Below are 12,143 nucleotides of genomic sequence, written 5' to 3' on the forward strand. Positions count from 1 at the left end.
AAGGTATATTTTAAATGATAGAATATACATATACAGGAGGGTTTTTCTTTTATAAAATAAGTTTAATAAAATTGAGAGGTGAGCAAAATGAATTTTAATAATAGTCTAGAGTTAACTCAGTCTCAGAAGCTAATCATGACTACACAACTTAAGCAATCATTATCAATATTAAATATGAGTAAGTTGGAGTTAGAAGAAGAGATTAAAAGGGAAGCAGAGAATAACCCATTAGTCGAAGTTGAGAAAAGTGGGGAGATAAATTGGGAAGAATATATAAAAGATATGGAAAAATCAAGACGTTTAGATAGAACAGAAATAAGTTATAACCCTGACAATGAAGTTAATCTAGAAAATTTAGTTAAATATTCGTCAAATTTATATGAGGATTTGAAGTTTCAGATAAGCTTATATAAGCTAACAGATAAACAAATGGAAGTCTGTGAGTATATAATTGATAGCTTAGATGAGGACGGATATTTGAGAACTGAGGAAAAAGTAATTGTTGATACTTTAAAGATAGATGAAGAACTTTTTGAAAAATGCTTGATTAGTGTTCAGCAGTTGGAACCTAGTGGAGTAGGTGCAAGAAGTCTTTCAGAATGTCTGATGATTCAAATGGCAAGCTTAGGAATATATAATGAAATTTTAGAGGAAATCGTTACAAAAGACTTAAATTTAATTGCAAATAATAAATATAAAGAGATAAGCAAGAAGTACAATATGTCACTACAAAAATGTGTTGAACTAATAAATATAATTAAAACATTAGACCCTAAGCCAGGAAGAACCTGTTCAGTAGAAAAAAGTGTATATATACAACCAGATGTAACAGTTGAAAAAATTGATGATGAATTTATTGTGTATTTAAATGAAAAAGACTCCTATCAAATAAAAATAAACAGTTATTATAAAGACATACTAAAAAATTCACAGTCTGACGAAAGTGCAAAAGAATTTATAAAAGAAAGACTAAATTCGGCAACAGGGCTTATGAAAAATATAGAAAGTAGAAAGACTACAGTACTTAAAATTGCAGAAGAAATAGTAAAAGCTCAAGATGAGTTTTTGAGAAAAGGAACAAAATATATAAAGCCCTTAAAAATGAAAGACATAGCAGAAAAATTAGATTTTCATGAATCTACTATAAGTAGAGGTGTAAATGGGAAATATATGCTGACACCTTTTGGAGTATATGAATTTAGGTACTTTTTCAGTAGTGCTATTGAAACTGAAAATCATGAAATGGCATCTAGTACAAGCATAAAAAAAATTATAAAGGAAACAATAAAAGACGAAAATAAAAAGAAACCTTTAAGTGATGACCATATATCTAAGCTATTAAAAGAAAAAGGAATCAATGTTGCAAGAAGAACAGTTGCCAAGTATCGTGAAGAATTAGGAATTTTGTCTTCAAGTAAGAGAAAAGAATATTAGTGAAAAGAGAAAGAAGTATCAGTAAAATGAGGGGAAATGCTAATTAAAATACAAATGAGCATTATACAAATGAATTTAAGTATTGGAAAGAAAAGTATTAGAAAGAAAATTAAATATTAGGAAAAATCAGGAATTAGAACGATAACTAGAGTCAAAAAAATACAGAGATAAATAAACTGTTATTGTTAATTTTAAGAGCATAAAAATAAAAACATAAAGTATAAAAACAAAGACATATAGAATCTAGCAGAGTAGAACATACAAGATTGAGTCAAAAATATTAGAATAAAAACCAAAAAATATATGGAAAAAATATTATATAAAAAATAAAAAATACTGTACTTTGAAAATGGTGGAGAAATTGCTATAAAACAAAAAAATAAAAAAGTTTTTGAAAAACTATTGAAATCTATACGCAAATCCTATAAAATAAAATTATCTTGTGGGACTTAAATAAACACTAGGGACAAAAAAAGTCCCTAAAGGAAAGCAATAAGGAGTATGTTATGAAGAACTTATTAGAAATTCAAAAGAAACTAATTCCACAGGCAATTGAACTTATGGAAAGAAGATACTCTATTTTAAGACAAATATCTTTAAGTGAACCAATAGGTAGAAGAACTTTATCAAATGTATTAGAAATTAGTGAAAGAATAATTAGGTCAGAAACAGAGTTTTTAAAAGAACAAGGACTTATAGATGTTGCTGTATCTGGAATGACTATCACTAAAGAAGGTTCTGATTTATTAGATAAACTTAAAGACATCATGAGTGACATCATGGGATTGTCTAAGTTACAAGATAGGGTCAGAGAAAAGCTTGGAATAAAAAAGGTAATACTAGTTCCTGGAAGCTGTGATGAAAATGGAAGCTTATTAAAAGATGTAACTAGATATGGATGCGAGTATTTCTTAGGTATTTTAAAAGATGGAGATATAGTTTCAATAACAGGGGGAAGCACTATGTTAGAGTTTTCAAATGTTATTAAAACTGATAAGAGATATCCAAATTCTACAATAGTGCCAGCTAGAGGAAGTATGGGAACTGATGTAGAGATGCAGTCTAATAGTATAGTTGCTTCAGTAAGTAAGAAATTACACTCTAATTGCAAACTTTTACATATACCAGATGAATTGGACGAGAGTGCAATGAAAACTCTTAGCCAAGTGCCAGAGATTAAGACAACTTTGGAGTATATTAAAAGAACAGACATTTTAGTTTTCAGCATAGGTAGAGCAGATGTCATGGCAAAGAGAAGAAAACTTCCAGAAGATAAAGTTAACGAGATATTATCTAAAAATGCAGTTGGAGAAGCATTTGGATATTATTTCAACAAAGATGGAGAAATAGTTTATAAATTAAATACTGTTGGAATTGATTTAGAGACAGTTAAAGAAGTAAAAGAAACTATTGCAATCTTTGCAGGAACAGAAAAAGTAGAAGCCTTATTAGCCATATCAAATATGCATAAAAACATGGTTCTTGTAACAGATGAAGAAAGTGCTTATAAGATATTGTCATTATTATAAAAGTCGAAAACTAGCACAGAGCTAGACAACATACATTTACTTTATAGGAGGTAGCGAAAATGGTTAAAGTAGCTATAAATGGATTTGGAAGAATAGGAAGATTAGCATTAAGAAAAATGATGGAGCAACAAGATAAGTTTGAAGTTGTTGCAATAAACGACTTAACAGATGCTAAAATGTTAGCTCATTTATTTAAATATGATACAGCTCAAGGAAGATTTAACGGTGAAATAGAAGTTAAAGAAGGTGCTTTTATAGTAAACGGAAAAGAAATAAAAGTAACAGCAGAAAGAAATCCTGCTGACCTACCATGGGCTGAATTAGGAGTAGATATAGTATTAGAATGTACAGGATTCTTTACTTCTAAAGATAAAGCAGAAGCTCATATACAAGCAGGAGCTAAAAAAGTTGTTATATCTGCACCAGCAACTGGAGATTTAAAAACAATAGTATTCAACACAAACAGTGACATATTAGATGGTTCTGAAACAGTTATATCAGGAGCTTCTTGTACAACTAACTGTTTAGCTCCAATGGCTAAAGTATTAAATGATAAATATGGTATAGAAAAAGGATTAATGACTACTATACATGCATATACTAATGACCAAAATACTTTAGATGGTCCTCATCCAAAAGGTGATTTAAGAAGAGCTAGAGCTGCTGCTGGAAACATAGTTCCAAACACTACAGGAGCTGCAAAAGCAATCGGTTTAGTAATACCTGCATTAAAAGGAAAATTAGATGGAGCAGCACAAAGAGTACCAGTTGTAACTGGTTCAATAACTGAATTAGTTTGTACATTAGGAAAAAATGTTACAGTTGAAGAAATAAATGCAGCTATGAAAGAAGCTTCAAACGAATCTTTCGGATACACTGAAGAAATGTTAGTATCTTCTGATATAATCGGAATAAGCTACGGTTCATTATTTGACGCTACTCAAACAAAAGTTATGGAAGTAGATGGAAAACAATTAGTTAAAGTTGTTTCTTGGTATGATAATGAAATGTCTTATACTTCTCAATTAATAAGAACTTTAGGATACTTTGCACAATTAGCAAAATAGTCAGCTTTTAGAAAATAGAAAAGTAGATTGACAAAGTCCGAGTTTGTAGTTTAACACTACGGACTCTGGACTTTTTTTAAGAAAAAATATATAAAATACACCTAAATAATGTTACATACTATATATAAAAATATGATAATATGATATATTTAATAGGGTAAAAGTATGTACTATATTATACTTGGCAATAAAAAATTACTTTATTAAAAGGAGAGATATTTATGTCAATGCTAAACAAAAAAACTATAGAAGATATTGATGTGTGCGGGAAAAAAGTATTAGTGAGATGTGACTTTAATGTACCATTACAAGATGGTTTAATTACTGATGAAAATAGATTAAACGGAGCTTTACCAACAATTCAATATTTAATTTCTAAAGGAGCAAAAGTTATATTATGTTCTCATTTAGGAAAACCAAAGGGAGAAGCTAAACCAGAATTATCTTTAGCACCAGTTGCAAAGAGATTATCTGAAATGTTAGGTAAAGAAGTTGTATTTGCAGCAGATGATAATGTAGTAGGAGAAAATGCAAAAAAAGCTACTGAAAAAATGGAAAACGGAGATGTAGTGTTATTAGAAAATACTAGATATAGAAAAGAAGAAACTAAAAATGAAGAAAACTACTCTAAAGAATTAGCTTCACTTGCTGAAATATTTGTAAATGATGCATTTGGAACTGCTCATAGAGCGCATTGTTCAACAGTTGGAGCAGGAGAATTTTTACAAGAGAGAGTTTGCGGATACTTAATTCAAAAAGAATTAAAATTCTTAGGAGAAGCTGTTGCCAATCCTGTAAGACCATTTACAGCTATACTTGGGGGAGCTAAAGTTTCTGATAAATTAGCTGTTATAAATGAACTATTAGAAAAAGTTGATAATCTAATAATAGGTGGAGGAATGGCTTATACATTCTTAAAAGCTCAAGGTTATGAAGTAGGAACATCTTTACTTGAAATAGATAAAGTAGAATATGCAAAAGAAATGATGGAAAAAGCTAAGGCAAAAGGCGTTAACTTATTATTGCCAGTAGATGTTGTTATGGCAGACCACTTTGCACCAGATGCAACTCCAATAGTAACAGAAGATGCTAATGTAAAAGAAGATTATATGGGACTAGATATGGGACCTAAGACTATAGCAAACTTTGTAAAAGCCATAAAAGAATCAAAAACTGTAGTATGGAACGGACCAATGGGAGTATTTGAATTTGAAAACTTTGCAAATGGAACACTATCAGTAGCTAAAGCCATGGCAGAATTAACTGACGCAACTACTGTAATTGGTGGTGGTGATAGTGCAGCAGCAGTTAATCAATTAGGATTTGGTGATAAGATGACTCACGTATCAACAGGTGGAGGAGCATCACTAGAATTTTTAGAAGGTAAAGAATTACCAGGTATTGCAGCATTAGATAATAAATAAACTACTATATAGAGGAGATTGTAAAATGAGAAAACCTATAATTGCAGGAAATTGGAAAATGCATAAAACAATAAAAGAAGCTTTAGAATTTGTAAATGAAGTTAAAGGAAAAGTTAATGCTGATAAGGCAGAAGCTGTTATATGTGCACCATTTACTTTATTGAAGGATTTAAAAGAAGCTACTAAGGGTACAAATATAAAGATAGGTGCTCAAAACATGCACTTTGAAGAAAAAGGAGCATTTACAGGAGAAGTTTCACCTCTTATGTTAAAAGAAATAGATATGGACTATGTTATAATAGGACATTCAGAAAGAAGACAGTATTTCAATGAAACTGATGAAACTGTAAACAAAAAAGTTTTAAAAGCTTTAGAAGTAGAAATAGACCCAATACTATGTGTTGGTGAAACTTTAGAGCAAAGAGAAGCTGGAAAAACTAAAGATGTTTGTAAAGTTCAAGTTGAAAAAGCTTTAGAAAATGTTCTTAAAGATGATTTAGCAAAAGTAGTTGTTGCATATGAGCCAATCTGGGCTATTGGAACTGGTAAAACTGCAACTGCTGAAGATGCTAATGATGTTATATCTTATATAAGAGAAGTTATAAAAGGATTATATGGAGAATTAGCTAATGAAGTTAGAATACAATACGGTGGAAGTGTTAAACCTTCAAATGTAGCTGAAATAATGGGTCAAAGTGATATAGATGGAGCTTTAGTAGGTGGAGCTAGTTTAGCTGCTAATGACTATTTAGACCTTGTTAATTTCTAAGGAGTGAAATGATGAAAAAACCAGTTGCTTTAATTATTATGGACGGATTTGGATATAATAAGGAAGTTAAGGGAAATGCAATTGCTGAGTCCAAAACTCCTAATTTAGACAGAATAATGAAAGAATATCCAAACACATTAATAAATGCTAGTGGTCTTGATGTTGGTCTACCTGATGGTCAAATGGGAAATTCAGAAGTTGGCCATACTAATATAGGTGCAGGTAGAATTGTATATCAAGATTTAACTAGAATAACAAAATCTATAAAAGATGGTGATTTTTTTAATAATAAAGTTTTATGTGAAGCTATGGACAATGCAAAAGAACATTCTCTTCATGTAATGGGTCTTTTGTCTGATGGTGGAGTACATTCACATATAGACCATCTTAAAGCTATAATCAAAATGGCAAAAGATAAAGGTGTAGAAAAAGTATATGTTCATGCATTTACTGATGGTAGAGATACGGACCCTCAAAGCGCATTGGAATATGCTAAGGAAGTACAAGCTAGTATGAATGAAATTGGAGTAGGTGAATTTGCTACAGTTTCTGGTAGATACTATGCAATGGATAGAGATAAGAGATGGGAAAGAGTAGAGCTTGCATACAATGCCATGGCTAGAGGTATTGGCGAAAAAGCAACTTCTATTGAAGAAGCTATTCAAAACTCTTATGATAATGGAAAAAATGATGAATTTATAATGCCAACAGTTATTGTTAAAGATGATAAAGCAGTTGGAAGTATAAAAGAAAATGATTCAATTATATTCTTCAATTTCAGACCAGATAGAGCAAGACAAATAACAAGAGCTTTAGTAAGTGAAGAGTTTGATGGATTTAAAAGAGAAGAAATTAAAAACTTCTTTGTATGTTTAACAGAGTACGATATAACTATAAAAGAAGTGCATATAGCATTTGGACCACAATCTTTAACTAATACTCTGGGTGAATATCTTGCGAAAAATGGAAAAACTCAATTAAGAGCTGCTGAAACTGAAAAATATGCGCATGTTACTTTCTTCTTCAATGGTGGAGTAGAAGAGCCAAACAAAGGTGAAGAGAGATTATTAATACCTTCTCCAAAGGTTGCAACTTACGACTTACAACCAGAGATGTCTGCATATGAATTAACAGACAAAGCTTTAGAAAAACTAGGAGAAGATAAGTTTGACTTTATAGTTTTAAACTTTGCAAACCCTGACATGGTAGGTCATACAGGAAATATTGAAGCAGCTATAAAGGCTGTTGAGACTGTAGATACTTGTGTAGGAAAATTAGTAGATAAAATAATAGAGCTAGGTGGAAGCGCAATAATAACTGCTGACCACGGAAATGCTGAATACATGTTAGACCCACAAACAGGAAAGACTGTAACAGCCCACTCTATTAATCCAGTACCATTTGTGGTTGTTGGACAAGAATTTGAAGGTGCAAAATTATTAGACGCAGGAAGATTATCTGATATAGCGCCAACTGTTTTAGATATGATGAAGTTAGAAAAACCAGAAGAAATGACTGGTCATTCACTTATTTCAAAATAGTTAAGCTTAATAAGTATTATCTATTAATCTAGTGCCATTTGAAATTTTTGCTAAAGAATTTGAATATGCAAAATTAGGTGCTAGAAATTGAATTAATAAGTTTATAAATTGAATTGATAAGTAGAATAGTAACTTACAATAAAGTAAACTTAAAAGTATTTCAGTCTAAGTGAATTTTATAAAGTTTAAGTAAAATGATGTAAAAAATAATAATTAATATATATTATAAAATCAAAAATTATTAGAATCATTAGTTGTAAATTTTGTGTTTCATGTTTTAAGTTTATCTGTATATTTATGTATTGAAGATTGATTTTGGCTAATAGATAAGTTAAAAATTATAAAAAATAAAATAAAAATAGAAACTTTTACAAATTTACCCATCAAATAAATTTGTATCTAATTTTCAAAAATAACTTTCTGTACTATAATATAATAAGTAGATTAAAACTAGTAGACGGATGTTTACAGTAAATGAAAATTTAACTAATAGAAAAATCGAAGGGAGATATACAAATGTCAGTTATTGAATTAGTATATGCTAGAGAAGTATTAGACTCAAGAGGAAATCCAACTGTAGAAGTTGAAGTAGTATTAGAAGATGGAGCAATGGGAAGAGCAATAGTTCCATCAGGTGCATCTACAGGAGCTTTTGAAGCTGTTGAATTAAGAGATGGAGACAAAGGAAGATACTTAGGAAAAGGTGTAGAAACAGCTGTTGCTAACGTAAATGAAATAATAGCACCAGAAATCGAAGGAATGGATGCATTTGACCAACCAGCTATAGATGCAATGATGATAGAATTAGATGGAACTCCAAACAAAGGTAAATTAGGAGCTAATGCTATATTAGGTGTTTCAATGGCAGTAGCTAGAGCAGCTGCTGATGAAATAGGTTTACCATTATTCCAATACTTAGGTGGAGTAAATGCTAAGCAATTACCTGTTCCAATGATGAACATATTAAATGGTGGAGAACATGCTGATAATAACGTTGATGTTCAAGAGTTCATGATATTACCAGTAGGAGCTTGTTGCTTTAAAGAAGGTTTAAGAATGGGAGCAGAAGTATTCCATTCATTAAAGAAAGTTTTAGGAGAAAAAGGATTAGCTTGTGGTGTAGGTGACGAAGGTGGATTCGCTCCAAACTTAGGTTCAAACAGAGAAGCTTTAGAATTAATAGTTGAAGCTATAACAAAAGCTGGATATAAGCCAGGAGAAGATGTTATGTTAGGACTTGATGTTGCTGCTACAGAAATGTACAATAAAGAAACTAAAAAATACGTTTTAGCTGGAGAAGGAAAAGAATTAACTGCTGCTGAAATGGTTGCTTTATATGAAGATTGGTCAAACAACTTCCCAATAATAACTATAGAAGATGGTTTAGATGAAGAAGATTGGGATGGATGGAAATTATTAACTGAAAAATTAGGAAACAAATTACAATTAGTTGGAGATGACTTATTTGTTACTAATACAGAAAGATTAGAAAAAGGAATTGAAAATGGAGTAGCTAACTCTATATTAGTTAAAGTTAACCAAATAGGTACAATAACTGAAACTCTAGATGCAATAGAAATGGCTAAGAGAGCAGGGTACACTGCTGTTATATCTCATAGATCAGGAGAAACTGAAGATTCTACTATAGCAGATTTAGCTGTTGCAGTAAATGCTGGACAAATAAAAACTGGTGCTCCATCAAGAACTGATAGAGTTGCTAAATACAACCAATTATTAAGAATAGAAGAAATGGTTGGAGAGCAAGCTAGATACTGTGGATTAAAATCTTTCTATAACTTAAAAAAATAGTTTTTAAGGATTAAAAAGATAGTATAAAAGATTTTAAGTTTATCTTATAAGAGATAAATGGGATAAGTGTTAATTGATTTTTCAAAGCACTTATCCCTTTTTATATGTAAGCCATTTTTATTAGGAAAATAAATAAAAGCTTTGAAATAATTGCTATAATTAAAAACTATAGATATATTTTGATGGCTTTTGATATCAGTTTTGTTTGTGATTTATAACATAATAGTCTTGAAATGACTATATTATTGTGATACACTAAAGAGTAATGAAATTTAAGTAATAGAAAGATAGGAGGGGCAAGAATGGGCAACATTTTAATGGGTGTGCAAGTAGTACTAGGGATTTTACTAGTAATTAGCATAATGCCTCAAGATTCTAAGAATGCTTTACCTTCAGAGTTTGGTGGAGAAGGAAGTCAAGCTTACTTTAAACCAAAAGGAAAACAAGCATTTCTTGCTAGAGTTACAAAGATAACAGCAGTATTATTTTTTATAAATGCATTGGCACTACTTATAGTTAAGAAGTAGTGGTATTGTTGAATAACTGGCCATTATTTAATTAGTGCATTTTGGTTACATTTAAAAATTAAATTTAGTTTTTAATAAAAGTACGTCAACATAAAAAAGTACGTAAAGTAAAAGCTGGACTAATGATTTTATATTATTGGTCCAGTTTTTATTTTATGAATTGAGTCAGATATTTATAAAATAAATTTTTGATATATCTATTTTTGTTATATAGTTTTTAATATCTAGCTTTTGATATATCTAATTTTTAATCATTCTAGTATGCACAATCAACTTGATAATTTGCAAAATAGATACCATACTAAGCATCATTATTAAAAAAAAGTAGGAACTGTTAGTATATTGTGTATTTGTTAATATAAACTTTAATAAAAGAGTGTTGATTATTATTGTTAAAAGACCCATTAATTTACCAAATAAATTATAGTTCTTTTTTAAAATAGTGTTTTGAATTAGCAGTATAATTGCAATTATAGTAAAAACGATAAGAATAGCTATTAGAGCTATTTTAAGTGATTCAATAGGATAATCTCTTTCAAAGTTTCTGTTAGTGTATGTTACCCACCTATGCATTCCCATTCTTGTATTTGCATATTTTTCAAAAACCTTACATCCTATTAGAAAAGCAATTTGAAATAGTATTGTAATACTATAGAGTGTTTTCTTCATTAGTATTTCTCCTTATTATATTAAATTATAGACAAACTAAAAATATTATATTGATTTATATTATAATGTTTACTACTAAAATATTATAATATAAATCAATATAATTTAATAGTAAGACATAAATAGAATGTTATATAGAAATTTTGTATAAAGAGTAAGATGAAGTATAGATATTTTGTATAGCCAATATTATGTATAAGCTGTAGAATTATTGAATAGAAAAAAGCTATATGATATACTTTTTAGATGAAAACTAGATAAGATGGAGGGAAAAACGTGAAAAAAAGGTTATTAAGTTTAATATTATGTATAGCTATGATTGCGACTTTATTAGTTGGGTGTTCAAACAACAATTCAAATGAAGCAAGTAATAAAGATGCTAATGCGGAAAAGGTTACAGCTGACCCAGTTGATACAACAAAAGTATTTGTATCACCTAAGTGGGTAAAAAGTGTTATTGATGGAAATCAACCAGAGTCTAAAAATTATGTTATTGCAGAAGGCTCATGGGGAGCAACTGAACAAAATGAAGGCTACTTGAAACAGCATATACCAGGAGCTATTCATATTGATACAGACTCTTTAGAATATGATAATGATGAAGGAGTAAAAGACTTTGATAACTACAATATCAAACCAGCAGATGTAGTTGAAAAAGTATTACTTAGCAATGGTATTACATCAGATACAACTGTTATACTATATGGTTCTGATTCAGGAGTAGATAGAATAGCATTCATTTGTCTTTGGGCTGGTGTTAAAAATGTTAAAGTTATGGATGGGAGTATTGAAGCATGGAAAAATGCAAAATATGATGTAGAAAAAGGAGCAGTAGAGCCAAAATCTCAAAAAGAGTTTGGTGTAAAAGTTCCAGCTCATCCAGAATATGTAATGGATATAAAAGATGTAGAAAATAAATTAAAAAATGACCCTAACTTTAGACTAGTAAGTATAAGAAGCTTAGAAGAGTTCTCTGGAAAAACAAGTGGTTACAATTATATTGATAAAGCTGGAGAGCCAAAGGGTGCTGTATGGGGGCGTGCAGGTACTGATGCAAGCAGTATGCAAGATTATATGAATGAAGATGGAAGCTATGTAGATTTTGATAAAGTATTAGGTTATTTTAAAGATATTGATGTGACAAAAGATACAAATACAACATTTTATTGTGGAACTGGATGGAGAGCAACTATTCCTTGGTTAATGTGCTATGAAAATGGATGGAAAAACATCACTTTATTTGATGGTGGATGGTGGCAATGGCAAACACAACCTAATCTGCCAGTACAAGTAGGAAATCCTAAAGAGGGGGATGTTAAGTATACAACTGTAGGTGAATTATCAACTGATAAAGCTAAAAAATAATATAAAAAA

At 30.1% G+C, this 12,143-nt stretch carries 10 protein-coding genes; 9 read left to right on the top strand and 1 reads right to left on the bottom strand.

Annotated features, from left to right (window positions below; genetic code table 11):
- Positions 1–87: 87 nt before the first annotated feature.
- The 8 genes from rpoN to secG all read left to right on the top strand — a co-directional run bounded on the left by rpoN (position 88) and on the right by secG (position 10,100).
- Positions 88–1,434, top strand: coding sequence for an RNA polymerase factor sigma-54 (gene rpoN / locus IR151_RS06815; RefSeq protein WP_227433771.1), 1,347 nt, complete (start codon positions 88–90; stop codon positions 1,432–1,434).
- Positions 1,435–1,940: 506 nt separating this feature from the next.
- On the top strand, positions 1,941–2,963 hold the full coding sequence (locus tag IR151_RS06820) for a sugar-binding transcriptional regulator (RefSeq protein ID WP_227433772.1): 1,023 nt from the start codon (positions 1,941–1,943) through the stop codon (positions 2,961–2,963).
- Positions 2,964–3,022: 59 nt separating this feature from the next.
- Entirely contained in the window at positions 3,023–4,030 is a 1,008-nt protein-coding gene (gene gap / locus IR151_RS06825; protein ID WP_227433773.1) for a type I glyceraldehyde-3-phosphate dehydrogenase, read from the top strand.
- A gap of 221 nt (positions 4,031–4,251) precedes the next feature.
- Entirely contained in the window at positions 4,252–5,454 is a 1,203-nt protein-coding gene (locus IR151_RS06830; protein ID WP_227433774.1) for a phosphoglycerate kinase, read from the top strand.
- A 25-nt stretch (positions 5,455–5,479) separates the two neighbouring features.
- Positions 5,480–6,223, top strand: coding sequence for a triose-phosphate isomerase (tpiA, locus tag IR151_RS06835; protein ID WP_227433775.1), 744 nt, complete (start codon positions 5,480–5,482; stop codon positions 6,221–6,223).
- Positions 6,224–6,234: 11 nt separating this feature from the next.
- Positions 6,235–7,764 (top strand): 2,3-bisphosphoglycerate-independent phosphoglycerate mutase, encoded by a 1,530-nt coding sequence (gene gpmI / locus IR151_RS06840; RefSeq protein WP_413926637.1) that lies wholly within the window; start codon positions 6,235–6,237, stop codon positions 7,762–7,764.
- Between the two features lie 516 nt (positions 7,765–8,280).
- The gene (gene eno, locus IR151_RS06845; RefSeq protein WP_227433777.1) at positions 8,281–9,573 is read left to right on the top strand and encodes a phosphopyruvate hydratase; all 1,293 of its coding nucleotides are present in this window, start codon (positions 8,281–8,283) and stop codon (positions 9,571–9,573) included.
- 302 nt (positions 9,574–9,875) lie between these two features.
- Positions 9,876–10,100, top strand: coding sequence for a preprotein translocase subunit SecG (secG, locus tag IR151_RS06850; protein ID WP_227433778.1), 225 nt, complete (start codon positions 9,876–9,878; stop codon positions 10,098–10,100).
- Positions 10,101–10,340: 240 nt separating this feature from the next.
- On the opposite strand, the gene IR151_RS06855 is transcribed toward secG, so the two are convergent.
- A complete protein-coding gene (locus tag IR151_RS06855) occupies positions 10,341–10,769 on the bottom strand; it encodes a hypothetical protein (protein WP_227433779.1) in 429 nt (142 codons plus the stop codon).
- A 276-nt stretch (positions 10,770–11,045) separates the two neighbouring features.
- Here IR151_RS06855 and IR151_RS06860 point away from each other — a divergent pair, with 276 nt between their 5' ends.
- The gene (locus IR151_RS06860) at positions 11,046–12,134 is read left to right on the top strand and encodes a sulfurtransferase (RefSeq protein WP_227433780.1); all 1,089 of its coding nucleotides are present in this window, start codon (positions 11,046–11,048) and stop codon (positions 12,132–12,134) included.
- Positions 12,135–12,143: the final 9 nt, after the last annotated feature.

This window comes from Clostridioides sp. ES-S-0006-03, assembly GCF_020662275.1.
Taxonomy (GTDB): domain Bacteria; phylum Bacillota; class Clostridia; order Peptostreptococcales; family Peptostreptococcaceae; genus Clostridioides.